Origin of the sequence: Bdellovibrio sp. HCB-110 (assembly GCF_047323225.1) — a bacterium.
Classification (GTDB): Bacteria; Bdellovibrionota; Bdellovibrionia; order Bdellovibrionales; family Bdellovibrionaceae; genus Bdellovibrio.
Genome location: NZ_CP178750.1, coordinates 3,853,164 through 3,877,289, shown reverse-complemented (window position 1 = coordinate 3,877,289; position 24,126 = coordinate 3,853,164). Strand labels below are relative to the sequence as shown.

The 24,126-nt window shown below is 43.7% G+C and carries 31 protein-coding genes; 20 read left to right on the top strand and 11 right to left on the bottom strand.

Going from position 1 to position 24,126, the window contains the following annotated elements:
* Positions 1-47 precede the first annotated feature (47 nt).
* Together ACL934_RS18490 and ACL934_RS18485 are read left to right on the top strand one after the other, a co-directional pair.
* On the top strand, positions 48-581 hold the full coding sequence (locus ACL934_RS18490; RefSeq protein ID WP_413612738.1) for an SRPBCC family protein: 534 nt from the start codon (positions 48-50) through the stop codon (positions 579-581).
* Positions 582-592: 11 nt separating this feature from the next.
* Positions 593-1,051 (top strand): GyrI-like domain-containing protein, encoded by a 459-nt coding sequence (locus tag ACL934_RS18485; protein ID WP_413612737.1) that lies wholly within the window; start codon positions 593-595, stop codon positions 1,049-1,051.
* 76 nt (positions 1,052-1,127) lie between these two features.
* Here ACL934_RS18485 and ACL934_RS18480 read toward each other — a convergent pair whose 3' ends face one another.
* Together ACL934_RS18480 and ACL934_RS18475 are read right to left on the bottom strand one after the other, a co-directional pair.
* Positions 1,128-1,523: a VOC family protein gene (locus ACL934_RS18480; RefSeq protein WP_413612736.1), complete on the bottom strand. Its 396-nt coding sequence runs from the start codon at positions 1,521-1,523 to the stop codon at positions 1,128-1,130.
* Positions 1,524-1,535: 12 nt separating this feature from the next.
* Positions 1,536-2,030, bottom strand: coding sequence for an SRPBCC family protein (locus tag ACL934_RS18475; protein WP_413612735.1), 495 nt, complete (start codon positions 2,028-2,030; stop codon positions 1,536-1,538).
* Positions 2,031-2,191: 161 nt separating this feature from the next.
* On the opposite strand from ACL934_RS18475, the gene ACL934_RS18470 reads away from it, so the two are divergent.
* The 6 genes from ACL934_RS18470 (at position 2,192) to ACL934_RS18445 (ending at position 7,307) form a co-directional block, all read left to right on the top strand.
* Complete coding sequence (locus tag ACL934_RS18470) at positions 2,192-2,791, top strand: TetR/AcrR family transcriptional regulator (protein ID WP_413612734.1); 600 nt, start codon at positions 2,192-2,194, stop codon at positions 2,789-2,791.
* 30 nt (positions 2,792-2,821) lie between these two features.
* On the top strand, positions 2,822-3,040 hold the full coding sequence (locus ACL934_RS18465; protein ID WP_374076031.1) for a DUF1428 family protein: 219 nt from the start codon (positions 2,822-2,824) through the stop codon (positions 3,038-3,040).
* Between the two features lie 72 nt (positions 3,041-3,112).
* Positions 3,113-3,505, top strand: coding sequence for a DoxX family membrane protein (locus ACL934_RS18460; protein WP_374076029.1), 393 nt, complete (start codon positions 3,113-3,115; stop codon positions 3,503-3,505).
* A gap of 263 nt (positions 3,506-3,768) precedes the next feature.
* Complete coding sequence (locus ACL934_RS18455) at positions 3,769-4,701, top strand: hypothetical protein (protein WP_374076027.1); 933 nt, start codon at positions 3,769-3,771, stop codon at positions 4,699-4,701.
* Positions 4,702-4,788: 87 nt separating this feature from the next.
* Positions 4,789-5,397 (top strand): adenylate kinase, encoded by a 609-nt coding sequence (locus ACL934_RS18450; protein WP_413612733.1) that lies wholly within the window; start codon positions 4,789-4,791, stop codon positions 5,395-5,397.
* Positions 5,398-5,438: 41 nt separating this feature from the next.
* Positions 5,439-7,307, top strand: a complete 1,869-nt coding sequence (locus ACL934_RS18445; RefSeq protein ID WP_413612732.1) for an OPT family oligopeptide transporter — start codon at positions 5,439-5,441, stop codon at positions 7,305-7,307.
* A gap of 35 nt (positions 7,308-7,342) precedes the next feature.
* Here ACL934_RS18445 and ACL934_RS18440 read toward each other — a convergent pair whose 3' ends face one another.
* Entirely contained in the window at positions 7,343-8,350 is a 1,008-nt protein-coding gene (locus ACL934_RS18440; protein ID WP_413612731.1) for a cytochrome D1 domain-containing protein, read from the bottom strand.
* Positions 8,351-8,483: 133 nt separating this feature from the next.
* Here ACL934_RS18440 and ACL934_RS18435 point away from each other — a divergent pair, with 133 nt between their 5' ends.
* The 4 genes from ACL934_RS18435 to ACL934_RS18420 all read left to right on the top strand — a co-directional run bounded on the left by ACL934_RS18435 (position 8,484) and on the right by ACL934_RS18420 (position 11,339).
* Positions 8,484-8,846: an MGMT family protein gene (locus ACL934_RS18435; RefSeq protein WP_374076020.1), complete on the top strand. Its 363-nt coding sequence runs from the start codon at positions 8,484-8,486 to the stop codon at positions 8,844-8,846.
* Positions 8,843-9,979, top strand: a complete 1,137-nt coding sequence (locus tag ACL934_RS18430; protein ID WP_413612730.1) for a winged helix-turn-helix domain-containing protein — start codon at positions 8,843-8,845, stop codon at positions 9,977-9,979. Before ACL934_RS18435 ends, ACL934_RS18430 begins: the two co-directional genes overlap by 4 nt.
* Before the next feature lie 113 nt (positions 9,980-10,092).
* Positions 10,093-10,878, top strand: coding sequence for an extensin family protein (locus ACL934_RS18425; RefSeq protein WP_413612729.1), 786 nt, complete (start codon positions 10,093-10,095; stop codon positions 10,876-10,878).
* Between the two features lie 5 nt (positions 10,879-10,883).
* Positions 10,884-11,339, top strand: a complete 456-nt coding sequence (locus tag ACL934_RS18420; RefSeq protein WP_413612728.1) for a hypothetical protein — start codon at positions 10,884-10,886, stop codon at positions 11,337-11,339.
* 58 nt (positions 11,340-11,397) lie between these two features.
* Here ACL934_RS18420 and ACL934_RS18415 read toward each other — a convergent pair whose 3' ends face one another.
* Positions 11,398-12,048, bottom strand: coding sequence for a L,D-transpeptidase (locus ACL934_RS18415; RefSeq protein ID WP_413612727.1), 651 nt, complete (start codon positions 12,046-12,048; stop codon positions 11,398-11,400).
* Between the two features lie 233 nt (positions 12,049-12,281).
* The gene (locus tag ACL934_RS18410; protein ID WP_413612726.1) at positions 12,282-12,788 is read right to left on the bottom strand and encodes a DUF1993 domain-containing protein; all 507 of its coding nucleotides are present in this window, start codon (positions 12,786-12,788) and stop codon (positions 12,282-12,284) included.
* Positions 12,789-12,913: 125 nt separating this feature from the next.
* On the opposite strand from ACL934_RS18410, the gene ACL934_RS18405 reads away from it, so the two are divergent.
* Both ACL934_RS18405 and ACL934_RS18400 read left to right on the top strand, forming a co-directional pair.
* On the top strand, positions 12,914-13,681 hold the full coding sequence (locus ACL934_RS18405) for a tRNA-uridine aminocarboxypropyltransferase (RefSeq protein ID WP_413612725.1): 768 nt from the start codon (positions 12,914-12,916) through the stop codon (positions 13,679-13,681).
* On the top strand, positions 13,678-14,394 hold the full coding sequence (locus ACL934_RS18400; protein ID WP_413612724.1) for an alpha/beta fold hydrolase: 717 nt from the start codon (positions 13,678-13,680) through the stop codon (positions 14,392-14,394). The genes ACL934_RS18405 and ACL934_RS18400 overlap by 4 nt, the downstream gene beginning before the upstream one ends.
* A 15-nt stretch (positions 14,395-14,409) precedes the next feature.
* Here ACL934_RS18400 and ACL934_RS18395 read toward each other — a convergent pair whose 3' ends face one another.
* Positions 14,410-16,179 (bottom strand): hypothetical protein, encoded by a 1,770-nt coding sequence (locus ACL934_RS18395; RefSeq protein WP_413612723.1) that lies wholly within the window; start codon positions 16,177-16,179, stop codon positions 14,410-14,412.
* A 56-nt stretch (positions 16,180-16,235) separates the two neighbouring features.
* On the bottom strand, positions 16,236-16,754 hold the full coding sequence (locus ACL934_RS18390) for an asparaginase domain-containing protein (RefSeq protein ID WP_413612722.1): 519 nt from the start codon (positions 16,752-16,754) through the stop codon (positions 16,236-16,238).
* A gap of 68 nt (positions 16,755-16,822) precedes the next feature.
* Here ACL934_RS18390 and ACL934_RS18385 point away from each other — a divergent pair, with 68 nt between their 5' ends.
* From ACL934_RS18385 to ACL934_RS18375, 3 genes are all read left to right on the top strand, one after another.
* Positions 16,823-17,248: a VOC family protein gene (locus tag ACL934_RS18385; protein WP_413612721.1), complete on the top strand. Its 426-nt coding sequence runs from the start codon at positions 16,823-16,825 to the stop codon at positions 17,246-17,248.
* A gap of 17 nt (positions 17,249-17,265) precedes the next feature.
* Positions 17,266-17,814, top strand: a complete 549-nt coding sequence (locus ACL934_RS18380) for an SRPBCC family protein (RefSeq protein ID WP_374076001.1) — start codon at positions 17,266-17,268, stop codon at positions 17,812-17,814.
* A gap of 100 nt (positions 17,815-17,914) precedes the next feature.
* Positions 17,915-18,388 carry a VOC family protein gene (locus ACL934_RS18375; RefSeq protein ID WP_374075999.1) on the top strand — a complete coding sequence of 158 codons (474 nt, stop codon included), beginning with the start codon at positions 17,915-17,917 and terminating at the stop codon, positions 18,386-18,388.
* On the opposite strand, the gene ACL934_RS18370 is transcribed toward ACL934_RS18375, so the two are convergent.
* The 3 genes from ACL934_RS18370 to ACL934_RS18360 form a co-directional block, all read right to left on the bottom strand.
* Positions 18,389-18,868: a hypothetical protein gene (locus ACL934_RS18370; RefSeq protein ID WP_413612720.1), complete on the bottom strand. Its 480-nt coding sequence runs from the start codon at positions 18,866-18,868 to the stop codon at positions 18,389-18,391. It lies immediately after the preceding gene.
* Between the two features lie 69 nt (positions 18,869-18,937).
* Positions 18,938-19,378, bottom strand: coding sequence for a DUF924 family protein (locus tag ACL934_RS18365; protein WP_413612719.1), 441 nt, complete (start codon positions 19,376-19,378; stop codon positions 18,938-18,940).
* 89 nt (positions 19,379-19,467) lie between these two features.
* Complete coding sequence (locus tag ACL934_RS18360) at positions 19,468-19,920, bottom strand: Hsp20/alpha crystallin family protein (protein WP_413612718.1); 453 nt, start codon at positions 19,918-19,920, stop codon at positions 19,468-19,470.
* Between the two features lie 219 nt (positions 19,921-20,139).
* On the opposite strand from ACL934_RS18360, the gene ACL934_RS18355 reads away from it, so the two are divergent.
* Genes ACL934_RS18355 through ACL934_RS18345 form a run of 3 tightly spaced genes read left to right on the top strand, consistent with a single transcriptional unit; the run spans position 20,140 to position 22,292 of the window.
* Positions 20,140-21,540, top strand: a complete 1,401-nt coding sequence (locus ACL934_RS18355; protein WP_413612717.1) for an NAD(P)H-binding protein — start codon at positions 20,140-20,142, stop codon at positions 21,538-21,540.
* Positions 21,537-21,926 (top strand): TM2 domain-containing protein, encoded by a 390-nt coding sequence (locus ACL934_RS18350; protein WP_413612716.1) that lies wholly within the window; start codon positions 21,537-21,539, stop codon positions 21,924-21,926. The genes ACL934_RS18355 and ACL934_RS18350 overlap by 4 nt, the downstream gene beginning before the upstream one ends.
* A gap of 3 nt (positions 21,927-21,929) precedes the next feature.
* Positions 21,930-22,292 carry a DUF1304 domain-containing protein gene (locus ACL934_RS18345; RefSeq protein ID WP_413612715.1) on the top strand — a complete coding sequence of 121 codons (363 nt, stop codon included), beginning with the start codon at positions 21,930-21,932 and terminating at the stop codon, positions 22,290-22,292.
* Here the strand turns inward: ACL934_RS18345 and ACL934_RS18340 are convergent.
* Positions 22,289-24,073: a glycosyltransferase family 39 protein gene (locus tag ACL934_RS18340; RefSeq protein WP_413612714.1), complete on the bottom strand. Its 1,785-nt coding sequence runs from the start codon at positions 24,071-24,073 to the stop codon at positions 22,289-22,291. The genes ACL934_RS18345 and ACL934_RS18340 overlap by 4 nt on opposite strands.
* Positions 24,074-24,126 lie beyond the last annotated feature (53 nt).

Here is a 24,126-nt window from a genome sequence, read left to right as displayed (position 1 = left end):
TACCAATTAGTATGTTAGTTTTGATCATATCTAAAAGAGAGGTCATTGTGTTTAAAATCGTAGGTCTTATCATTGCTATTATAGTTGTAGGATTCTTGGGGTACGTATCAACTCGTGACGGGAAATTTCGCTACGACCGCAGTGGAGTGATTAATGCTCCTCCGGAAAAAATCTTTCCTTATCTTGTCGATTTTAAAAAAGGGGCCGAGTGGTCTCCCTATGAAAAAGTGGATCCAAATATGAAAAAGACATTCTCGGGTCCAGAGGCACAAGTGGGCTCTATTATGGAGTTTGAAGGAAATAAAGATGCTGGCTCTGGGAAGCTTGAGATCTTAAGAATTGTTCCTAACGAAGCTGTGGATATCAAACTCACAATGATAAAACCAATGCACGCTGAAAACCTTGTTGAGTATAAACTGACTCCTGAGGGAACGGGCACGCGTTTTTCTTGGTCTATGTCAGGTGATGGCGGATTTTTCGGTAAGCTAATAACGGTCCTTATTGATTGCGAAAAAATGGTGGGGGACCAGTTCTCGGAAGGCATCAACAATCTTAAAACCGTTGTAGAAGCACAAAAGTAAAGGGAGCATTTATGAAGCTGACGGAAAAAGCCGAAATCGTAAATTGGCCTGCGACTCATTATGTGTGTGTAGAAAAAATTGGTCCCTTTATGGAAACGGCTCAGAAAGCATGGGAAGCTCTTCATAAAGGTGTTGCCGAAATTTCGAAGAGTTCCAAAATCACTGGTTACATGAGTCTTTATAAAATCGAACCTCAAATGATTTATTGCGCAGGTGTTGTGGTGGACACCAAGCCGAAAACTCTTCCTGAGGGTTTTAAATATATTAAATTTGAAGGTGGAAAATATTCTCGCTTCACTTTGACGGGCTCTTACGCCAATTTGCCCCAAGCATGTGGAATGGCCTTTGAGAATTTTAACAAGTCAGGCGCACAGAAGCGTGATGATTATTATATTGAAAATTACGTTAACGACCCAAGAACAACGCCAGAAGATCAATTGATTACGGAAATTCTGATTCCGACAAAGTAAGATCGGGCTTAAAGGTCGGCCGCCTCCGGTATTTCACCAATGGCGGCCGGATTTAAAAATTCTCTTCTAAAATATTTTATTTCGCTGGTTCGTAAGAAACGATTTCCCAAATGTGACCATCGAGATCTTCAAAACTATGCTGATACGTAAATCCGTGATCTTGAGATTTGCGTGGAACCGTGCCGCCAGCCTTTTGAGCTTTGGTGACATAGGTATCCACGTCTTTGCGTGTGTCTGCGGAGAAGCAGACCAAAACTTCCGTACTTTTCTTCGCATCACATACGGGTTTATCGATGAATGTTTTAAAAAATTCCTCGTCCAAAAGCATGGCATAGATATTTTCGCCAATAATCATGCAGGCACCTTGATCGTTGGTGAATTCGGGATTGAATTCAAAACCCAACTGACTAAAGAAGCCCATGGATTTTTTTAAGTCTTTAACGGGTAAATTCACGTAAATCTGTCTAGCCATTTTTTTGTCCTTTTATAGTTCTAGTTCTGGTTTTTTAGATGCTTTTAATGCGGCTTCGAATTTGTCTAAGGATTCATTCCAACCTTGAACGCACATGTCGTACATTTCGCCTTCGGGGAAATCTTTGTGAACGAGCGTAAGTTTGGTTTTGTCTCCTTGATCTTCAAAAAGAACGGTGATCTCGAGTTCATCACGCATTCCTTCCATGCCATATTGGCTGGCAGGAACGATATTGCCTTTTTCGTCAGAGAAAGAATCTGATGCGACAATCTTTTCAAGATATCTGACGTCTTTATAGGTGCCAGTACTCCAATACATTTTGCCATCGGGGTCTCTCATAGCGTTGAGATACTTTCCGCCGATACGAAGATCATTTTTAATAACCGGCGCCGTAAAATTTTTTGGACCCCACCAAATCTTCATGCGCTCAGGATCGGTCCATGTTTTCCAAACGACATCTTTGGGTGCATCAAAAACTCTTGTCAGGGTGATGGTTTTATTAGCCATGGTGTACCTCCATGACCTGAAACTACTGTACTAACTAGTACAATTCAAGTCCAGATTATAAGAAGACTCATTTTGAGCCATTTACGTATAGAAAGTATGCTTTGTCGCATCAAAATCGTGTAATAATTGTACTAATTAGAACAGTGTGTAATAGGTGATATATGGCAGTTAAATCTGAAACACGTATGCGAATGATAAATGCGGCTCTAGATCTTTTTCATCAGCAAGGGGTGAACGCAACGAGTATTGACCAGATTTTGGCCCGATCGGGAACTGGCAAAAGTCAGTTCACTCATTACTTCAAAAATAAAGATGGACTGGTTCATGCTACACTTCAGTTTTTGCATGAAGTGATTCAGAGCGGACAAACCCCAACGGGATATGACATAAAATCTTGGAAAGATCTGGAGGGTTGGTTCCAGACTTACATCGACTTTCAAAAATCTGTGAATAATGAGCGCTCTTGTCCTATCGGAACTATTGGCAATGACATTTCAAATGATCAAGAGCTTCTTCGCCAAGATGTAAAATTCTTTTTACAGTGGTCGCGCAGTCAAATGGCTCGGTTTTTTGCAGAGAAAAAAGCAGCTGGGGAGTTGTCCTCTTCCGCCAATCCGGATGCTTTGGCGGATTTCTGTATTTCCATTATGCAGGGAGGAATGCTTTTGACGAAAATGAAAAGAGATACGGATATGTTTGAAAATGCGGCGTCTCAGGCGCTGGCTTACATTCGTTCGCTTAGAGTTTCGAAGTCGAAATAAATTGGACCTAAAATTTCTTAAGGAGGATATATGGCTAAGTATGTTGATGGATTTGTGATTCCAATTTCAAAGAAGAAGGTAAAGTCTTACCAAGCGATCGCTAAAATGGCGAGTAAGGTTTGGATGGAGCATGGAGCTCTCGAATATCGCGAGTGCATTGGTGATGACCTCAACTCGCCGATAGGAACTCCGTTTGATTCCAAGCGCATGAGTTATGGTGGTTTTGAAGTTATTGTTGATGCGAAGTAGACGCTTGCCATTGATGTAAAATTGCTATGCAATTGTAGGTGGCAATATTAACAAGCAACAATGAGAGGTTTCATGAAAAACAAAATTTTTATGGCAGCGAGAATTATCCTGGGACTGATTTTTTTTGTATTTGGTCTGAATGGATTTCTAAATTTTATTCCGGCTCCGCCAACGATGCCTGAAGGCGCAATGGCTTTTATGACGGGAATGATGGCCGCTCCGTATTTCTTCCCGGTACTTAAAGGGACAGAAGTTATTTGTGGGGCTCTTTTGCTTTCTGGCTTTGCAGCGCCATTGGCTTTGGTTATCTTGGCTCCAATCACACTGCAAATTTTCTTCTTCCATTCATTTTTGACACCGGGATTAGAAAACGTGGTTATGCCAGTCGTGATGATTGCCTTGCATGTAACAGCGGCGATGGGTTATTGGTCTTTGTATAAACCATTGTTCTCGCGTCACAAATAAATTTAGCGCCCTTCATTTTCGAACGAACTTGAAGGGCTTTTTCCATACAGAGTTCACTCTTCCGTTCGAGACGACCATCAACTAAGCCTCCAAATAAACGACGAAATATTTTTCTCGACCAAAATTTAAAAAGCGTCGAGCCTCGTGCCAACAGGCACCGGTTCTTGCGGCCTTTTGGCATACGCATCGGATTGCTCTGGCTTCGCTTCAAACCTCTGGTTAAGTTTGGGTCAAATGCACAACGCAAGACTTAGGAGGATGATATGCGTTTTAATTTAATTGTGTTTTTGGCGGCGATGCTTATGGGTGCATCGCTTTCCAATAATGCCATCGCGACAGATGCAAAAGAAGATCCAGGGGATTTGCAGATTCAACATGAAGATCCACGCGCACCGGGTTGGTCCGATTGGGCAAGTATTGGAGGAGTCGCAACTTCCGATCCTGCATCTTGTTCGCGATCAGGATTTCGAACCATCGTGTTTGTTCGCGGTACCGACAATGCTTTGTGGTTCCGACACTGGGATGGAAATAGTTGGTCTGGTTGGGTTTCATTGGGTGGAGTGTTAACTTCATCTCCAGCAGCGGCTTGTCGAGGCAATCGAGTCGATGTCTTTGTACGTGGAACCGACAATGCTCTTTGGCAGCGCACTTTCACTGGTAGCCATTGGACTTCGTGGCAATCACTGGGCGGCGTCTTAACTTCAGGGCCTGGTGCAGCGACTTGGTCATCGGGTCGTTTGGATGTTTTTGTGCGAGGAACAGACAATGCTCTCTGGCACAAATGGTTTAGTGGTGGAGCTTGGTCGGGATGGGAATCTTTAGGTGGAATTCTGACTTCAGATCCAGAGGCGGCTTCTTGGGGACCTGGTCGCATAGATGTGTTTGTCAGAGGAACAGACAATGCCCTCTGGCACAAATGGTTTAGTGGTGGAGCCTGGTCAGGTTGGGAATCTCTCGGAGGCATTTTAACGTCGTCTCCTGACGTGGCATCGTGGGGTAACGGTCGACTTGATGTCTTTGTTCGAGGAACAGACAACGCCCTCTGGCACAAGTGGTTCAGCGGTAGTTGGTCGGGTTGGGAGTCACTAGGTGGAGGACTTACATCAGGTCCTGCGGCGAACTCAACTGCGAGAAATCACATCTTAGTATTTGTGAGAGGAACTGATAATGCGATTTGGTTCCGTTCATATAAATAACTTTCTTCATAAGCTTGTGACTGGAAAAATCTGGTCACAAGCTTATAGCACTTGAGTATTTTCGGATTATTCCTAATAATTTTGCCAATGAGCACTTCGCCATTTTCCTTGTCAGAAGTAAGAAGCCTTGCAGAAATTTCGCGTATCAATGTTGTTGGAACCAGTGGTTCAGGTAAATCCACATTGAGTAAAGAGATCGCCGAAGTTCTTGCGTTTCCCTATGTGGAAATGGATAAGGTCTTTTGGAAACCCAATTGGGAACAACCTTCGGATGAAGAATTTTTCTTGAAGCTTGAAAATGCTTTGGCAAAAGAGCAATGGGTTTTAGATGGAAACTACACTCGCACGATTCCTATTAAGTGGCGCAAAATAAATCTTGTCGTGTGGGTGGATTATTCATTTTCCAGAACTCTTTATCAAGCCGTGCGACGTGCTTTTAAAAGATCTTGGAGAAAAGACGAACTCTGGGAGGGCACGGGCAATCGTGAGTCCTTCCGCAAGAGCTTTTTTAGCAAGGACTCCATTATCTGGTGGACCATCACCACTTATGCAAAGGTCAAACTAAAATATGAAGAGATGTTGGTGAATCCCCATTTTTCTCATATCAAATTTGTGCGTCTAAGAAGTCATGGTGACGCCGAAGAATTTCTAAATTCTTTGCGCGAGCTGCAACATCGTTATTGTTCAAAAGATTAAAATCGTAGCATAATGGTCTTTCTAACAACGAAGGACGTTTTATGATTAAAGAACTTTCCGAAGAACAAGTTCATTCCATGACTCTTGAAGAGAAAGATGAGTGGTGGCTTAAGAACGTTTACAAGGGCGATATGCCTCAGTTAACTCTTCGCTCTGCTCTCACTGGCATGATTTTGGGCGGAATCCTCAGCCTTACCAATCTTTACATCGGTATCAAGACAGGATGGACTTTGGGAGTTGGTATCTCTTCGGTCATTCTCTCCTTTGCTTTTTTCAAACTGATGGCAAAAATCAAATTAGGTTCGCACATGACGATCCTGGAAAACAATGCCATGCAAAGTATTGCGACAAGTGCTGGATATATGACGGCACCGATGATGGCTTCCATCCCGGCTTATATGATGGTGACGGGAGAAGTGATTCCTATGTGGCAAACTTTTTGGTGGATTGTAGTTCTGGCGATTCTCGGTGTTCTTTTCGCCTTTCCTTTGAAGAAACGTTTCATCAACGACGAACAAATGCCTTTTCCTGAAGGTTATGCGGCAGGTGTTGTATTGGAAAGTCTGCATTCCGATGAAGGTAAAGAAGGCGTCTTCAAAGCTAAATTGATGATGGCAGGTGCGGGTGTTTCGGCTTTGATTGAGATTCTTCGCGCGGATGCTGTTCTTGAGTCTATGAAACTTAAGTTTTTGGCTCTTCCTCACTATTGGGATGAATTCATCTATAAATTTGCAACGCCAAAAATTTTGGGAAGCCCTTTGAAAGATCTCACCATTCAGTTCGACACGTCGATTGTGATGATGGGAACGGGTGGCTTGATGAGTATGAAGACAGCCATGTCGATTCTTCTTGGCGGCTTCATCAACTATTTTATTTGTGCGCCGATTCTAATAGATGCGGGAATTATTCCTGAGGCAAAGTTTAAAGCCATCACCATGTGGGCATTATGGGGTGGAGCTGCGATTATGACGACTTCATCTTTGTACGCTTTCTTCTCTAAACCACAGATCATTTTGCAAAGTTTCAGCAAAATGTTCTCGAAACAAAAAAAGAAAGCCCATGCCCTTGATAAAATTGAGTTACCCATGTGGATCTTTGCGGTGGGAATTCCTGTCGTGGGTGCGATCACGGTTTATCTTGGACACGTGTGGTTTGGCATTCACTACTGGTTGGGATTGTTAGCGATTCCGTTGGTGTTCATTTTTACTTTGATTGCTGTAACTTCGACGGGTCTGACAGCTATCACACCGGGCGGCGCTTTGGGTAAACTCACGCAAATCACTTATGGAGTTGTTGCTCCTGGAAATGTGACGACAAACTTAATGACTGCGGGAATCACGTCAGAGGTTTCTTTGAACGCCAGCAATCTTTTGATGGATATCAAACCCGCGTATATGTTAGGTGGAAAACCTCGTCATCAGGCCGTGGGGCACGTGCTTGGTATCTTTGCTGGAGGCCTTGTTGCCGTTCCTGTATTTTACTCTCTCTTCCATGGCGATGTTTCTCTTTTCACTTCTGAAAGTCTTCCGCTTCCGGGAGCCTCTATTTGGAAAGGGGTTTCTGAGGCTTTGACGAAGGGGCTTAGCAATCTTCATGTGACGGCACAAGTGGCAGCTTTAGTTGGCGCTATCTTGGGTATTGTCATTGAAATTTTAAATAAAAAAACCAAAGGTCGTTTTCCATTGTCGGGTGTAGGACTTGGTTTGGGTTTTGTTCTTCGTTTTGTCGATGCTTGGTCCATGGCACTGGGAACTTTGCTTTTCTGGTTGGCTCGCAAACGTTTCAAAGACAAGTCCAGCTTCGGTTATCGTGCCTTTGTGGATAACCAAGAAACCCTCGCGGCCGGGGTGATTGCCGGAGGGTCCATCATCGGAATTATCCTGATCCTTTTGGAAAATGCTGTAGGTTAAGAATGAAAAAGAGAGGGCAAAGACCCTCTCTTTTTTTATTTTGAAGCCGGAATATAGGTAATACCATCGGGTTTGCTTCCTGTTTTTAACTCAGACGTCACTTGCATTGTTTTCAGATTAATGACGGAAACTGAATTGTCTAACATATTGGCTGTATAGGCATAGTCGTTGTTGGGAACTACAAGGCCGATGGGTTGTCGACCAACCTTAATTCTTTTTATTAAGTCTAAAGTATCCGCATCAAAGATCTGCATAGTGCCATCCGCAGAGTTATTTACTATCAACAATTTTCCGTCAGGAGTTGGAAGAACTCGAACAGGCGAACGATCGGTTGCTACTTTTTGCACGATCTCTAGAGTGTTTGTGTCTATTTTGACGAGGAAGCCGCCAAGAACGGACGTCGCATACACAAAAGGTTTATTCGGAGAAAGAGCGACGCCTTCTGTACCGGGGCCTACGGAAATTTGTTTTAGGATTGTTCTGTTTTTTAAATCCAGAGCTGTCACAGTTCCAGGGGAAAAGTTCGCCGTGTAAGCGCGAGATTCGTCTTCGGTGATTGTCACCATATGGCTCTGAGCTTGCAACGTCGGAACGGAATGAGAGATTTCGTTTTTTACAGCGTCAATAACCAAAACCTCTTGGCGGTCTTCGCAAGTAATATAAATACGTTTGCCATCGGCGGATGTCAGCACACCGTGGGGAGCGCAGGCATCAGTTCCTAATTGCAATTCGCCGGATTTGGATTTGTTTTTCATATCAATAATAGAAACCGTATTTCCCGGATGATTTTTGGGACTTGTGCTTCTTACGTGCTCTTTTCCATAGTTCGTGACGAAAACTTTAGATCCATCAGGAGAGCTTGTGATCTCATGGGGAAAATATCCAACATTGATTACCAAATCGGTTTGCTGAGTCTCAAGATTAATAAACGATGCTGTGCCATCGGCTTTATTGACAACGCCGAGATACGCGGGAGTTTCGTTAGCGAACGCTTTTAAACTTGTAAAGGCCGCGAGTCCGGACAGTAGAATTCTGATTTTCATAAATCCTCCTATTAGGTTGGTTGCTGAAAGACGGTTTAGCGAAGGAGGCGCAGAAAATAAAATATATAATAGGAATGTTATCTATTCCGAATAGGTATGGACATGGTATAAAAGAGGCTCATTCGAGGTTTAAATGGAACAACAGACTGAATTCTCCAAAAAAGTAATCAGTTTCATTAAAAAAATTCCCAAAGGAAAAGTGGCCACTTATGGTCAAATTGCAAAACTGGCGGGAAAACCTCAAGGGTCACGTGGTGTGGCTTGGATTCTGCATTCGTGTTCTGAAAGCCATAGCTTGCCTTGGCAGCGCGTTTTAAATTCCAAGGGAAAAATTTCTTTCCCTCCTTCGACGTCATCCTATGTCCGCCAAAAAAGACTGCTGCAAAAAGAAGGCGTTGAATTTGGTGAAAGAGATCAAATTGATCTTAAAAAGTTTCAATGGAATAAAAAGGTAACTCCAGTTAAAAACACTCGCTCACCAAAGATGTTCTCATGATTAAGATTTCAAAAGACCAAGCTAAAAAATTATGGATTCATGCCCAAGGCCTTGATGAAAAAACTCCTTTCGGCAAGGGGGCTAGAGCCACACAAGCCGCAGTAGAACATCTAGGCTATGTGCAGATTGATACGATCAATGTGGTGGAACGTTGTCATCATCACATTTTGTTCACACGTATTCCGGATTATAAACGTCAACATCTGCACCAATCGCAATCCAAAGATAAGACGGTCTTTGAGTATTGGACTCATGCCTTGTCATACGTGCCCACGAAAGACTTCCGTTTTTTTATGCCCGAGATGAAGAGGGTCCGTCTTTCTCCAAGTCAGTGGTTTCAATCTGTTAAGAAAGAAGAGATGCAGAAAGTTTTGCGTCTGATTAAAAAAGACGGGCCTCTTTCTATTCGTGATATCGAAGACGATGTTTTAGTGGAAAAGAATCATCCTTGGGCCAGTCGTAAACCTTCTAAGAAAGCTTTGCAATTAGGTTTCTACACAGGTCGTCTGGTGATTAGCGAACGTCAGGGGATGCTGAAAAAGTATGAACTGCTGGAGCGTCATTTTGATTGGGATGAAAAGCCAAAAGCCGCCACGGGAAAAGAAATTATAGAATATCTAGTCACTCGTTCCTTGCGCTCGCAGTCGTTGGTCAGTCTTGAATCGATCTGTTATTTAGATGCAAAAAAGAAGATGGAAGTAAAAAAACTTCTCGAATCAAAGGTGCGCAAAGAAGAACTTGTGCCAGTGAAGGTGGACGGGATTGAAAAGATGGATCTTTGGATTCGCCCGGAGGACTTGGAGTTGAAGCTCGAAGAGGAGAACGATCTTGTGCATATTCTTTCCCCTTTTGATCCTCTTGTTATCCAACGGAAAAGACTTCAGGCCTTTTTTGATTACGAACACCGCTTTGAAGCTTATTTGCCAAAAGAGAAAAGACTCTATGGTTATTTTGCTTTGCCCGTGCTTCTTAATGGAAAGATCGTTGCCGCATTAGACCTGAAAACGGATCGAGATAAGAAAAAACTTCTTTTGCAAAAGTGGAATTGGGTCGGAAAAGCGAAGTCTACAAATCATAAAAAACTCATAGAAGAAGAGCTTCATCGTTTTGAAAAATTCCAATTGGATTTTTAAGAAGTGAGGATATTCGTCTTCGAGCTCCTATCACGGGTTTTACGTCTATATAAAGTCTAGAAGCTGGGCGAAGGGTCTTTAAAGTTACAGGTCTGTCACTTAAGACTCTAGCAATGATAAAAAGCACATTAAGTCCAAAAACAAAAATCAAAACGAGTCTTTCTTTAATTTTTATCGTCTGTGCTCTGATTGCTGTCGGTTGTGCACCTGCCAGCAGCAGTGATGGTGAGTGGGCTTCAGGGGAACCCGATGTTCCCGCATCCACGCCCGAGACACCGCAGACAACAACACCTCTGCCAGAAGAGGAAACGCCTGAGGTGCCGGCGTTACCGGGTCTCTATTTTTCTTTTGATCCGGGCACATCGCGTTTGGCAAACGGCCCCGGCAAAACTTGGGATGGTTGCGAGAAATCTGCTATCGTTCGAGGTGGATACGACAGCGATACAAAGTGCGGGAATGGTTTAGTCCATCCAAACTATGCAGAACATCTCAATCGACATTTCTTCGGATGTGTTGAAAGAGCGGCTGCGGACGCCAATTATAAACAGCCCGAGCGAGTGTTCATTCGCCATTGGGGAACTTACGTGAATCGCAATGCGCGGGGGTCGACAAGTTTAAGCATGCACGCCTATGCACGTGCGATAGATGTTGTGAAATTCATTTTGTATGACCGAAATGGAGGAACGACACAAGTAAGCACTCATGTGCGGGATTTTAAAGGTGCTACTGCGAAGTTTTACAATTCGTTCCGTCAGTGCTGGAAGGAATCTATGCCGTCGGCTTGTAAGCCGGGACAACGGGAGTATTCAGGCTCTATCGGAATTCCAGGGTCGGCTTTAGGTGGAAACAGTTTGCACAACGATCATATCCATCTCTCTTTTCCGTTTTGTGCGGGGTAACTATTATGAAAAACTTTTTTAAATATTTAATTCTTTTTACGATCTCTTTTACGACAGTTTTTGTATCTTCTGCTTTTGCTGTCACGGAGGTCATCGGCGAAAAGGTTTTGGATCTTCCGAATAACAAGGGCCAAATCCAGGTGAGCACACAAAAATCCAGTGAAACTTTGGGGCGCCCGTATCGAATTGAGTTGCGCGTGAATTGCTCCAAACAGAAGGCGGCGCAATGGAAGAATCTGGATGTCATGGATTCAGAGTCTGTTTGTGACGTGAAACCACAGTCGGCGAAACTCACTTCGGATGGAAAATATGTTTCGATGATGATTCGCGAAACAGATGCCGATGTCTTTAATGAGCAGTCAAAGTCTGTCGAAGCCGCTGCTTTGGGAGAATTGCAACCGCAGTGTCAGAAGACGGCTCGGCTGTTTATGTTCTCAATTGAAAAGTACTGTTTAAAATAAAAAAGTGGCGACCTCTGTCATGTGCAGAGATCGCCACTGGCTCTCGCTCGCAACGCACTCATTGAACCGTAATCCAAACGTTCCTAATTCCGTTACTTCTTACTAAGCGATTAAATAAATAAGCATTGTCTGGATGCATGCGTATACATCCATGGGAAGCTGGTGTTCCCAGTCTTGGCCAGTTTCCTCGCGGAGTTCCGTGCAAGGCGAACCCACCCGTAATAAATACGGCGTAAGGCATATTACCCAAACCGTTATAGTCACCTCCGGGATATTTTCCAGAAGTGTATCGGTCATAGATGCGACCATCAGGGTGTCTATCAAAATTGGGCGTGCGATAGCCAGCCATACCTGTTGAAACAGCCCACGAACCACGAAGGCTTCCATTCACATAAAGGTACATTCTTTGTGATGACTTCACGACTTGCGCCCATACGGCACAGTCACTGCGATAGCAACTAGCTAAGCCGATAAGATCGGCGATAAAAGTGTCATCAGGTAAATGAGCTGATTTACCGGTTTCTTCTTCATAAATTTGGTCGTAGTAGCGGAGCACTTCTTCAACGTTGGGATCAAAAGGATTGAGCTCTTCGATCATATTAGGGATTCTGTCATCTTGCAGAGTTTCAAGAGTCTCAGCGTTAATTGTTGGCGATGCTAAAAAAAACAGAGCGGCGACGAGAGATGTTATTAGTTGTTTCGTTTTCATGTCACACCTCGTTTGTTAAATTTTCCTTTCTGTTCCTATTCTACTGCTTGCGGTCAAAATTTTAGATTTTTCTGTGCAAAGCAAGACTGGAGACAGGGTCCTGTATGGACGAACTGAAACAGTCAGACACGGAAGTCGAGGCATAATTGACATAGATGAGTAACAAAAAAAGACGGACCACTGCGGGCCCGTCTTATTGATTAACATATTAAGGATTGCAGAAGCAGAGAGATTTATTTCTTAAGAGGTAATTTTCCTAAGTAGTCTTTCTTGCCAATATCCACACCATTGTGCCGCAAGATTGCATAAGCCGTAGTGACGTGGAAGTAGAAATTCGGAACTGCGTGATGCAAGACGTATTCTTCGCCTGTCAAATACTGACCTTCCCAGCGAGGCTGAGTGATGTGTTTGTTGGCGGCGTCTTTATAGTCAGCAGTCGTGAATTTTTCTAGAACGGCAATCGTGCTTTCAATGCGCGCTTTAATTTCAGCCAAAGTTTTTTCTGTGTCTGCATGAGAGGGAACTTCTTTTCCCGTCAAACGATGAGCGCATAATTTCGCCGTATCGCAAGCAATTTGAATTTGACGAGTCAGAGGAAATTGATCCGGTGCTAAGCGGGAGTTCAAAAGAACTTCCATATCAATTTTTTTGGAATCAGCGAATTGAGCACCTTTATCAAGAATCGCCAAAAGGTTGTGAAGCATTTTTGTAAACGGGGGATTTGTAAGTTCGTAAAGCATGAAGCCTCCAGAGCTATGACTATGAGAATTTACCCGTTAAAAGTCCAGTTCCAAATCCTTATGACGAGCCTTGGTACAAGGAAGGTGCACTCCTCAGTTACACTGAGTGGGTCTTTCCAAGGAGAATGCGCAGCGTGGATTTGCATCAGTACCGTGAGAACCGTCAGAAGTTGTTAGATCAAACTCCCAAATATCGTGAACTTTGCACAACGTGTCTTCAACCTGGATTTGGTTGCTATTGCTCTCATGTGCAGCGCTTTGATCCTCTAATAAATTTTGTCGTTCTGATTCATCCGATTGAAGTGAAGCGCCGAATTGCGACAGGAAGAATGTCGCATCTCTGCCTTAAGGATTCTCATCTGATCATGGGTCAAAACTATTCCGCTCATGATGACGTCAATAAATTGATTGAAGATCCGAATTTTCATTCGGTTATTCTTTATCCTGGAGTGAAGTCGAAAAATTTGACACCGATGAATGAGGCAGAAAGAAAGGAACTCTTTCCTGCCAATAAAAGGCTTCGCATATTTGTGATTGACGGAACTTGGGCTACAGCGAAGAAAATGGTTCGTCAGAGCGAAAACCTAAGCACGCTTCCAAGAATTTGTTTTTCTCCGGAAAAACCTTCGACCTTCCGAGTAAGAAAGCAGCCGAACCCCGCATGTTATTCAACGATCGAGGCTATTCATCACACCATTGAACTTATTGGACAAAGCCAAGGCTTTAATACAGAAGGTCGTGAGCACGATAAACTTTTGCACGTCTTTGATTCGATGGTCGAGCGGCAATTGGAATTCATTCGCAAAGCCGAAGAGAAGCCCGACCACTTAAGATACCGCCGCGACCGCAGACGTTTTGTTACCATGTCAGATGAAATGAGGAACTCGAGATGAGCGAAGCTGTTGATATCTTTCTAAAAATGCCTTTTGGAAATATCCATGCGCTCAAATCACCGTCTTCTTCCTCGCAACTTCCTCTCGTCTTTATCCCGGGAATGTTAGGACGCGCTGAAGACTGGCTTAACGATTTTGAAAGTTTTGCGCCACGGTCTTGTGTGGCCCTCAGTCTGCGTGGACGAGGAGAGTCCGATTATCCCCAGACAGGTTTTTCGGTTTTTGATCACGTTGAAGATATTGAAAAAGTCATCGATCACCTAGGATTTGAGAGATTTATTTTAGTGGGCTTTAGCCAAGGGGCTCTGTATGCCACGGCTTATGCCTTAAAACATCCGGGAAAAATTGCGGGCCTCGTTATCCAAGACAAAGTTTTAAAGCAGAGAAGGTTTGGCAAGGAGTGGGTGGAGAGAGCGAAAAATCATCCTGCCTCTGCGGGAAAAGAAGACTTTCTGTGGGGCATTGCCAATGATTCTCAGGAATTAAACCTTCTTGAGAAGTGTGATGTTTTAAGAAAAACACCGACCTTGATTATCAAAGGTGAAAACAGTGCCATGGTTTTGGATGAAGACTTAATGGAGATGGAATCTGTTTTTCAAAACTGCACCATCGAAATATTTCCTGATTCAGGGCATGACATCTCAAGCCCTGATTATGATCTTTACGTGCGCACGATGAATAACTTTTTTAGAAGCCACCGAGAGCTTGCTTAGAAGCAAGCATCCGGCTTAGTGATTTGTTCTGTCGGAAATATACTTTAATAGACTCTCGCGAGTGATGCCACGCTCGGTGATCTGAGATTCCGTTGAAATCGCAGCTTTGGCCTTCACCCAATTTTTAATAGTTGAGACCGATGATTTGGAAGTCGGAGTGAATCCTTGGACCAAATCCAGGCAAAGACCACGAGCGGCTCCTGCATGAGGACTGTAGTCCCGCGACAAGAAAATACCATTTCTATACCACTGGTTGTTGCGATGAGCATCCGGATAAACACGGTGGCTGAGTTCACTCCAAACATCGCAGTATTCGGTATTGCTCATTTGTGAAGTCATTTTATAAGAATGGACATTCATGGACTGCAAAATCCAATCAGTCAACTCGGGCGCAAGTTCTGTGCGCAGTTCATTCTTTAAAGCGTTAAATTTCAAATTGCTGATGCGAAGTTTGGTATCAAAGAGCGCTTGGGGAGTGAGATCGGCAAATCGACCCGTATTTTGTTTTTGCCAAATTTGTGTGGCTCCGTAGTTCACACAAGCGCTAAAGAAACTGACGGGAATATGCCCTAAAACCGTTTGATAAAAACTTTGGCGGCAGGCGTTTTTCACGGCCAATTTATCTGCGGCACTCAAGGCGCCGCCATCACGGTCAATTTGTTTTTGATACTGCACATTCAAAGGAGCTTTACGGCAATTGGCTTCGGACGTGTACTCCAAACCGTCAAAGACATAGAGCTTGATTAAATTGTATTTGTCCAAAGACTTACTTTTCAGAAGCTGGGGATTTAGGCGGAATGAGGAAACACTCTCGGCAAAATCTTCGAAAGGATTTGTTTCACCGTATTTAGAAACAAAGGGATGTCCTTGCATAGCTTTTTGTTTTTCATTTGCAAACTCACCGGGTTTGTTTTCTTTCCAGTCGCTTAAAGCCAACCATGAAGCGGAACGGTCATAGTCGGCAAATTGATTGTCCGAGTGATTGTGCGCAATCTCATGATAGAGAGTGTACTGACGCATAAGAGATGTCTGTTCACTCCAGCCATCAAAAAGTTCAATGGCGGCATTGGCTAATACAGTGCCTTCGCCATCTTTATAAGAAGCGCGAGTGTAGCCACGTTTGAATTTGATCAACTGTTTATTAAAACCAAAAGGCAACTGATCCGGATGAACAAGTTCAAAGGAGCGAATCACGTCGGCGATTTCGGAAGCGTTGAAAGTATCGGCATTGATAAATGAATAAGGGGATGTATTCACATCGTATTTATCCATGAGGAAAAGCATTTGCGGACCCACGTCTTTTCCAAAGATTTTTTGAGCGGCGCAAAGTGCCTTCATGCATGAAGGATTCACTTTGAATTTCTCTTGAAAATTTTTCGGTGCGTCTTCAATTTTCATAGACTCGCGGGCCGGAGTAAGAAGTTTGGCAAGAGCTAAAACCAAATGAGGTTTTTCATCAATCAGACGTACGCCTGAAATTTCAGAGGTACCACCTTCGAAATTGGGACCCACGGGGATACTGTTATAATACTTTTCAATCTCTGACGTCGTTTTCGGAAGTTGAATGCGGCAAACGGCGTTTTTCACGTGCTGAGCTTTCGCGGCCCACCAATCCAACTCATCGGCTGCAGGAATTCTTTCTTTGGGACTTACGGGAACAGGACGATCCGTTTCAGTGTACTGGACTTTGGTCGGGGCATGGGTGCACGAAGTAAGAAGAAAAATCACGGATGCAAAGAGTGAAGACAAGGATTTCAAAACAAAACTCCCTCGAACAATGTTCAAAAAACACTCTTCGGAAGTTGCCGGGAAATCCCAAGACTCAGAATGAGAACTCGCTTTTAAAAGCTTTCGAAAGTTCCTTTTTCTTTATTTTTTCTGACGTTGGGAACGTTGAAAACCTGATTATGAAACGAAATATAGAAACCAGGTTTCATAAGTTTTGCGGTCAGCAGAGCTTCTGTTACATTTTGAGCGGCATCGCTGTCTTCAAAGCCCATGGGGATCATGGCGCCCGTAAAAACCACAGGAACTTTTGGAGTTCCCAATTCTTTATAACAGTGTTCAGCCGTTAAGCTCATTGTGTCTGTGCCGTGCAAAATAACAATGGGGCAGTTTCTTTGCATTTGATCTTTTACAGTGGCTGCAATCAGAGTACGGTCCTCATCTGTCATGTACAAAGAATCTTTGCTGAGCAGGGGATAGACCAAAATGTTTGTGTAGGGAAGACGCATTTTTGAAAGAATGCGATTTTTGATGCTTGTTCCACGGTTTTCGAGAGACCCATCAAATTCGTTGTAAGTCTTTTCGATCGTGCCACCGGTGGTGATAATAATAACATCTTGAATTGCAGTGCCCATGGAGCAGATCCTAAGCTAAGATCCGTCAAGTAGCAAGAATTGCAAAGTGCGCAAAAGAGGAGAACTTCATGGAACCCCGATTGAGTATTGTCACACTGGGTGTGAAAGATATGACGGTGTCGCGCGAATTCTACGAAAAGGGATTGGGCTGGCAGGTTTCACCTTCCAGCAACGAAAACGTGACGTTCTTAAAAACTCAAGGAACGATTATTTCTTTGTTTGGCAGAGAAGAATTGGCAAAAGACGCCAATGTGACAAGCCAAGGCAGCGGTTTTCGCGATTTCACCTTAGCGCACAATGTGCGAACGAAAGAAGAGGTTGCCCAAGTTTTAGAGCATGCCGAGAATGCAGGGGGACGTATTGTTAAGCATGCCCAAGATGTTTTTTGGGGCGGACATAGCGGATACTTTGAAGATCCTGACGGATTTTTGTGGGAAGTCGCGTGGAATCCTTTCTTCCCTCTGAACGATAAAGGCGAGATTCAACTTCCCTGATATTTTACGGAGAAAATATGGCGAGAAAAATTTTGATCGGTATTATTTCAGTTATCGTGCTGTTTTTAGTCATTGGCTTTTTCCTTCCTTCAAAGTGGACCGTGGAAAGATCAGTGATGATCGAAGCACCACCAGAATCAATTTATCCTTTGGTTGCCAATCTTAAAGAAGGTTGGGCGCAATGGAGCGATTTTGATTATCAAGATCCCGATATCAAATACTCTTACACGGGCCCTGAAATAGGCGTTGGGGCTTCGCGCTCTTGGGTTTCGCCAAAAATGGGAAATGGAACTCAGACCATCACAAAAGCCGATCCTGCCAAAGGTGTTGAGTTTGATTTCGTGATGGATAATCAGTTCTTCGTCGTCGGTGAAATGAGTTTTGTTCCAGAGGGAACCAGCACGAAAGTGACTTGGAAAGACAGCGGTGATGTAGGCTTTAATCCCCTCATGCGTTACATGGTTTTATTTATGGATAAAATGATGGGTCCTTCTTTTGAAAAAAGTTTGCAAACTTTAAAACAAAAAACAGAAGCCACTCCGCAGTCTGTGCCCGCCGAAGACTGATTCTCTGACAAGAGTGTCGCTCGACATTTAAGTCGAAATCGTAATTTGTCCCAGTCATCGAATCAACCTAGGATAAGCCCCTATCAAAGGAGGTTTATCCATGGCACAAAATGTTGAACCGATTCCAAATCCTCAGGCTCCATTAACTCCCTATCTCTGCATTAAAGGAGCTGATAAAGCGATTGAATTTTATAAAAAGGCCCTAGGTGCGGAAGAACTTTTTCGTATGGCGGATCCGTCAGGAAAAATTGGTCACGCCGAAATCCGAGTTGCCGGAGCAAATCTTATGCTCTGTGATGAATATCCGGAAATGAACGTGCGAAGTCCAGAGTCCATTGGTGGTAATCCAATCACGTTGCATCTTTATGTCAAAGATGTGGATGCATTTACGGAAAGAGCTGTGAAGGCCGGTATGACCGTGGAGCGTCCAGTGTCGAATCAGTTTTATGGCGACCGTGGAGGAAAATTTAACGATCCCTTCGGATACGCGTGGTGGATTTCAACCCATGTCGAAGACGTTTCAACAGAAGAGCTCAAACGTCGAGCGCAACTAGAGTTTCAAAAGAAACAATAATTACCAAACATTGATGATTTCGTATTCGCGGAATTGATCGCCGTTTTCAACGACGGCGACGCCGCCTACTTTTAAATCCTGAAGAGCTTCGCCAAGGGGACTGTTGGGAGTGATGACTTGAATAGTTCGTCCTTCAAATTTCACACTGAGACCGCCGCCTTTAGCCATGATAAAAAAGAAGCTGTGCTTTCCGTTGGATTCAACCTCTACAAGAGCGGTGGCATTGATTTTATCATCAGGACCGAAATCTTTGGCGTCAGCATGCTTAAAGATAACAAGAAGTTCTTCGATTTCAGAAATACGCTTGGCCTGGGCTCCGGCTAAATAAGAAGCTTCAAGGCCGCGAGTGTCGTATTCGTTTTCAGGTTTGCTTTCTTCGTGAGTCGCTGCTTCGTAAGTGGCTTTGGCAGCTTCTTTAAGAACAGCTAAGTCGTTAATAAGCTGTGTGCGAATCGTTTCGATTAATTTCTTTTTGTCCAAGCAAACCTCTCTTAAGCATAGTATTGTCTTTTGACGAATTAGAGGCAATCAGTCTTTAAAAGAAGAAGATTAAAAAGAAGATCCCGGTTTTTTTAGAAACTCGATTTCTTCAGGAGTAGAAACCCGCCCTAAGATTTTATTACGATGAGGATAACGACCAAAGCGATCAATGATCTCCTTATGCAGGAGTTCAAACTTATAGTTATTCTCAAGACCTTTTTGCGAGAAAAGGCGAACAGCTTCTTGGGCCAAATGCAATGCCAGTTCGTCGCCGGAAAATGCTTTGGCTGTATCACGAAACATATTGCGGGAAAATTGATCTAAGACAATGACTTCTGCCAAACGACCTTGGGGAGTATTTCTCCACAGAGAAGTTTTTCCGGCAATTACGTCATCGTATGTTTTTGAAAAGCGCGAACGTATTTGCTGGTCAAAAAGATCGTCTTTCATAAACCAGAAACTGGGATCAATTTCTTCAAACCAAAAATCAAGAACAACCTGCGAATCCATGAAGTCCCCCTTTTCCCAATTTATATACCTATTTTTTAAAAAAAAGGAGGGCTTGGCGGGGGACCAAGCCCTCAAAGAGGAGGAAAAGATTAGTGGGAAGGAGTGTTTAGCTTGTCGAGGAATCCCCCATTTTTAGACTGGATTTCAATAGTGCGTGCCTTTGCAGCGGCGGCCTTCGGTATATAAATACTGAGGACACCGTTTTCGTGGTTGGCTTCGATTTTCTCAAAGTCCACCGTGTTCGGCACACTGAAGCTTCGTTTAAAGGAAGCAGTTTTGTTTTCACGTTTGCGCTCACCTGAAATGGTTAGCACGTTTTCATTCATCTCAATTTTAATGTCTTCCTTTTTCACGCCGGGAAGATCAGCGTTCACCAGATAGTGATTTTCACCTTCTGTGATTTCGTAAGCTGGAGAGAACACGCGCTCTGTCTGCGCCGTTGCCGCAGGCGATGCGAAGTTTTCAAATAACTTCTCCATCTCGTTGAAAAGATCTGTCGATGTTGTTCTTTGAGGTGACCAATAAGGTGTTAAAAGTCTCATAGAAAAACCTCCTTTATGAGTTCTTTCAATACAAACATGTGTGTGCAAAATTTCTTGTCAAGTTCACGTGCTGTGTTGGAGGCCGAAGCAGAACTTCCCCTTGCGTTCTCTTTAAAATTTGTCAAGGTGAGCGTAAGTAGTTGTATTTTGTCACTTCTTTTTAGACTCTAGACGTCAGTGTGATACGCTAAATTTTTCTTAATTTTTTAAGGAGACGTTGTGAAAGTCGCAGTTGCTGGGGCCACCGGTTTTGTTGGCAAAGCTTTAATTGAGGTTCTAAAAAAGGACCACGACGTCGTCGCCCTTAGCCGCTCTTCTGATAAAACTCACGACCCAAAAATAGAATGGCGGCCTTGCGATCTCTTTAGTTTGCTGGATGCGGAAAGATCTTTACAGGGTATTGACGTCGCCATCTACCTTGTTCACTCCATGCGACCATCGGCCCACTTAACTCAAGGAACCTTTGACGATTTTGATTTGATTGTCGCTGACAACTTTGTAAGGGCTGCTGAAAAATGCCAAGTGAAGCAAATCATTTACTTGGGGGGAATGCGCCCTGAAAATGAAGAAATCGCAGTGCATTTGCGCAGTCGCTGGGAAGTTGAAGAAGTCTTTAGAAAAAGCTCAGTTCCCGCGACGGTTTTACGGGCGGCTATGATTCTTGGTCCTGAAGGATCTTCATTTCATATAATGGCTCGCTTGGTAAAACGTTTGCCGGTGATGGTCTGTCCTGCATGGACACGCACGGAAAGTCAGCCCACTGCTTTAAAAGACATCGTATTTAGCATAAATCATTGCGTTGGAAAATCCGAAGCTCTGAACAAAGTCTATGATGTGGGTGGACCTGAGGTTGTCAGCTATTCAGCAATGATGAGGAAAATTGCGGATCTTTGGAACTTAAATCGTCGTCTTATTCCTTTCCCCCTTACCAGTCCAAGATTGTCGGCATTGTGGGTGTGTCTAATCACGGGTGCTCCGCGTGCGCTGGTAAAACCTTTGGTTACGGGACTTAAATCTTCTTTGCGAGTGAATCCGGAGAGAGCTTTACACATTCCTGGCTATCATTTCATGAATGTCGAAGAAGCCTTGAAAGAATCCTTAAAAGACTACGATGAACGCAAAGCCCCTTTGGCTTTTAAGGGCACACCTTCACGCCGGCATGTGGTGAGATCCGTTCAAAGACTTCCGTTGCCAGCAGGGAAGACAGCAGAAAGTGTGGCGCGCGCTTACATGGATTTTCTGCCAAAAATGCAGCCTGGTTTTATGAAAACGGAAGTGAATGGAAATTGGGTTTACTTCTGCTGGCGTTTCCCCTCAACCCGACTCTTAGTGCTCGAATATTCCCCCAACCGCAGTTGGTCCCATCGTCAACTTTTCTATGTTCGGGGCGGGCTTTTGGCTCGCAAAACTATTCGCGGACGTTTGGAGTTTCGCGAAATATTAGGCGGAGAGGCCGTTATTGCGGCCATTCATGATTTTGAGCCTCGTATGCCATGGTACATTTATCGCTGGACTCAAGCCTTCTTTCACGTGTGGGTGATGAAACAATTTGGTCAGCACTTGAACAAGATGGAAAAAGCACGATACAGTAAACACAAGAACATTGAGAGGACGTCGTGACAACATCAACACACTCTGTAGTAATGGGCTATATCTTGTGGATCTTTGGCTTTATGGGAGCGCACCGCTTTTATTATGGCAAACCCATCACAGGAACAATTTGGTTTTTCACATTGGGTCTTTTGGGAATTGGTTGGATCGTGGATCTTTTTTTGATTCCCTCTATGGATAAGGCCGCTGACATTCGTTATAAAAATGGTCCGATTGACTACAATGTCGCGTGGATTCTTCTTACTTTCTTAGGTTATTTCGGTATTCATCGCTTCTACATGAGAAAATGGGTGACAGGTCTGATCTGGCTGTTCACTGGGGGTCTTTTCTTTATCGGTTATCTTTTTGATTTTTGGTTTTTAAACGAACAAGTATCTGAAGTGAATGGAGCTTAGTCGATGCTTTCAAATATTCTTGTCGGGGTCGTAGCTCTTTTGCATTTCAATTTTCTTTATATGGAAATGTTTCTTTGGACAAAACCAGCGGGTCTTAAGATTTTTAAGAACTCTCCGCAGCGGGCTCAAGATTCTAAAATTCTTGCTGCTAACCAGGGTTTATACAATGGTTTCTTAGCAGCAGGCCTTCTCTGGAGTATTCTGCATCCCGATGTTCTAATCGGTTTTCAGCTCAAGATTTTCTTTTTGATCTGTGTGATTGTCGCCGGAGCTTATGGCGCTATGACGTTTAGTAAACGTATTTTTTATGTGCAAGCGGCTCCGGCATTGATTGCACTGGCAATTACTTTTTTAACCCGCCCTTAAGAAGTCTGTTGGACTTCAAAAGCAGAAGAAAGCTTGGTTCGCAAAGGCAGCCAAGCTTTTATTTTCTCTACGGCCCAGGCAAAACCCACAGATCCCCAAACAATTAAAATAGCATCAAAGGGAACCCGGAATCTGTTTTCGGATTTAAAAAACCACACTGTAAAAAACAGCGTCAGCATCATTAAAGCGGAGACTTCGGTAAATGTGTCCTTACGCCGTGACAACGTCAAAGCGCCGAGCACAGAAAAAGGCAAAAGGACATAAGCGAAGAACTGAGCCCAAGGAAAATACCAAACCTTTAGTGGAGTCGTAACTATCGGCCATAGAGCATTTCCGCCAAAGAGATAATAAATATAGCGCAGGCTGGATACTAGGACGGCAGGATTTTCTATCACGCATTTTCCGCCTTCTTTCCAGAAATATTTTTGATCGGTAAAGGGGCGAGGCCATTTTTTAAAAGTCGTTTCACCCGTGATGCCAAAGAGAGGCGACATCCAACGGTGACCATGAGAATCCATGTTCTCTTTGGACGGGCATTTTCCCTCAACAAAATTCAAGGCACCGGCTGTCGGTCCAATATGCGGTTTTGCGTAGTGTATGCCGGTCCAAACAAGATGAGGAATCACAACTACAAGGCATCCTACAGCCATCAAAGACACTTTGCGGACCCCTGCAAATAATTGATCGCGATTTTGATAGAGCAGCCACAAGGAAAAGACCGGAATGAAGAAGCTGTGATTTCCTTTGAAATAAAAAGCCACAGTCATAAGAACACCGATAATAAAGAAGCCAATTAGTTTTTCATTCTTTAAAGTTCTAAGGATGAACCACAAAGTGAGCGTGATGAAAAATGTGTAGGCCATTTCAGCCATGTGCAAAGAAGCCATAGCGGCTTGAGCAATATGAAAACTTGCTACAAGTAAACTTACAAAGCCCGCGAGTTTCCCAAAGCGCTCGCGCACCATAAGGAAAATAAGCAGCACCGTTCCCCACGAGAAAAAAACTTGGGTCCAATTCAAAAGTTCAAACCCACCGATCTTTCGCACCCACAGGGACCACAGTGTAAATCCAATAGGCTGGAAGAGCTGATCCACGTCGAAGATGCCGCGGTCAATTTCTAAAGCGCGATGAAAGTAACCTCCCATATCAGAATACAAACTCATTTCTGGAGGTGATAAGATAAAGACGAACCAGAAACGTAAGAACAAAGCTCCAGATAATATCACAGTTACCCAAAGACGTTCTGACTTTTCAATTAGTGGCAGTTTCGCATACAGCGCCAGTGCCAAGGAAAATATCAAAAAGATCAAGCCTAATACAAAATAGGGTTCTGTCCACTCGGCATTAAGAAGAATTCCATATATGTCGGTTCGAGTACTTCCGGCAATATGCCAAGTTGTTTCTTTGGATAATGTCTCTGCCGTATTGCGAAGGGGAAGGCCTGTCTTGTTGTTGCAGAGATCGTGAAGATTTTCTGGAAGATTCCAGCTCTGATGGTTGGTGCGCAGATCGCGAACGCAGTTCAGGGTGCGCATGCGTAAACTGTTCACTGCGAAGAACCGAGGACTCGTGTCAAAACTGAGCCAGTAAAGACCTTTTCTATTTGTTTTTTGAGTCAACGTGGAGGGGGCACTTTCCGTTGACGTTAGATTCGGATGAATGAAACGAATATTTTCCGGACGAGGGGTAAGATAGTGGAACCAATAAAGTGCGAGAAGAATTCCACAGAGGCCGACAATAAAGAGAAAATTCGCAGTCCGAGTCTTAGTTTGTATTTCCATAACTTGAGGACCATTTACGGAAATGCGGGCCTTATCCTCAAGTTACGAAATCT

Bases quoted from the DNA above. Each gene is read 5' to 3' on its own strand.
- ACL934_RS18340 (WP_413612714.1), bottom strand. From the start codon at position 24,073: ATGGAAATACAAACTAAGACTCGGACTGCGAATTTTCTCTTTATTGTC.
- ACL934_RS18430 (WP_413612730.1), top strand. From the start codon at position 8,843: ATGATTAAGATTTCAAAAGACCAAGCTAAAAAATTATGGATTCATGCC.
- ACL934_RS18465 (WP_374076031.1), top strand. From the start codon at position 2,822: ATGGCTAAGTATGTTGATGGATTTGTGATTCCAATTTCAAAGAAGAAG.
- ACL934_RS18415 (WP_413612727.1), bottom strand. From the start codon at position 12,048: ATGAAAACGAAACAACTAATAACATCTCTCGTCGCCGCTCTGTTTTTT.
- ACL934_RS18360 (WP_413612718.1), bottom strand. From the start codon at position 19,920: ATGAGACTTTTAACACCTTATTGGTCACCTCAAAGAACAACATCGACA.
- ACL934_RS18445 (WP_413612732.1), top strand. From the start codon at position 5,439: ATGATTAAAGAACTTTCCGAAGAACAAGTTCATTCCATGACTCTTGAA.
- ACL934_RS18380 (WP_374076001.1), top strand. From the start codon at position 17,266: ATGGCGAGAAAAATTTTGATCGGTATTATTTCAGTTATCGTGCTGTTT.
- ACL934_RS18470 (WP_413612734.1), top strand. From the start codon at position 2,192: ATGGCAGTTAAATCTGAAACACGTATGCGAATGATAAATGCGGCTCTA.
- ACL934_RS18375 (WP_374075999.1), top strand. From the start codon at position 17,915: ATGGCACAAAATGTTGAACCGATTCCAAATCCTCAGGCTCCATTAACT.
- ACL934_RS18480 (WP_413612736.1), bottom strand. From the start codon at position 1,523: ATGGCTAGACAGATTTACGTGAATTTACCCGTTAAAGACTTAAAAAAA.
- ACL934_RS18365 (WP_413612719.1), bottom strand. From the start codon at position 19,378: ATGGATTCGCAGGTTGTTCTTGATTTTTGGTTTGAAGAAATTGATCCC.
- ACL934_RS18420 (WP_413612728.1), top strand. From the start codon at position 10,884: ATGAAAAACTTTTTTAAATATTTAATTCTTTTTACGATCTCTTTTACG.
- ACL934_RS18400 (WP_413612724.1), top strand. From the start codon at position 13,678: ATGAGCGAAGCTGTTGATATCTTTCTAAAAATGCCTTTTGGAAATATC.
- ACL934_RS18455 (WP_374076027.1), top strand. From the start codon at position 3,769: ATGCGTTTTAATTTAATTGTGTTTTTGGCGGCGATGCTTATGGGTGCA.
- ACL934_RS18440 (WP_413612731.1), bottom strand. From the start codon at position 8,350: ATGAAAATCAGAATTCTACTGTCCGGACTCGCGGCCTTTACAAGTTTA.
- ACL934_RS18390 (WP_413612722.1), bottom strand. From the start codon at position 16,754: ATGGGCACTGCAATTCAAGATGTTATTATTATCACCACCGGTGGCACG.
- ACL934_RS18410 (WP_413612726.1), bottom strand. From the start codon at position 12,788: ATGCTTTACGAACTTACAAATCCCCCGTTTACAAAAATGCTTCACAAC.
- ACL934_RS18385 (WP_413612721.1), top strand. From the start codon at position 16,823: ATGGAACCCCGATTGAGTATTGTCACACTGGGTGTGAAAGATATGACG.
- ACL934_RS18345 (WP_413612715.1), top strand. From the start codon at position 21,930: ATGCTTTCAAATATTCTTGTCGGGGTCGTAGCTCTTTTGCATTTCAAT.
- ACL934_RS18435 (WP_374076020.1), top strand. From the start codon at position 8,484: ATGGAACAACAGACTGAATTCTCCAAAAAAGTAATCAGTTTCATTAAA.
- ACL934_RS18405 (WP_413612725.1), top strand. From the start codon at position 12,914: ATGCGCAGCGTGGATTTGCATCAGTACCGTGAGAACCGTCAGAAGTTG.
- ACL934_RS18450 (WP_413612733.1), top strand. From the start codon at position 4,789: ATGAGCACTTCGCCATTTTCCTTGTCAGAAGTAAGAAGCCTTGCAGAA.
- ACL934_RS18475 (WP_413612735.1), bottom strand. From the start codon at position 2,030: ATGGCTAATAAAACCATCACCCTGACAAGAGTTTTTGATGCACCCAAA.
- ACL934_RS18425 (WP_413612729.1), top strand. From the start codon at position 10,093: ATGATAAAAAGCACATTAAGTCCAAAAACAAAAATCAAAACGAGTCTT.
- ACL934_RS18460 (WP_374076029.1), top strand. From the start codon at position 3,113: ATGAAAAACAAAATTTTTATGGCAGCGAGAATTATCCTGGGACTGATT.
- ACL934_RS18485 (WP_413612737.1), top strand. From the start codon at position 593: ATGAAGCTGACGGAAAAAGCCGAAATCGTAAATTGGCCTGCGACTCAT.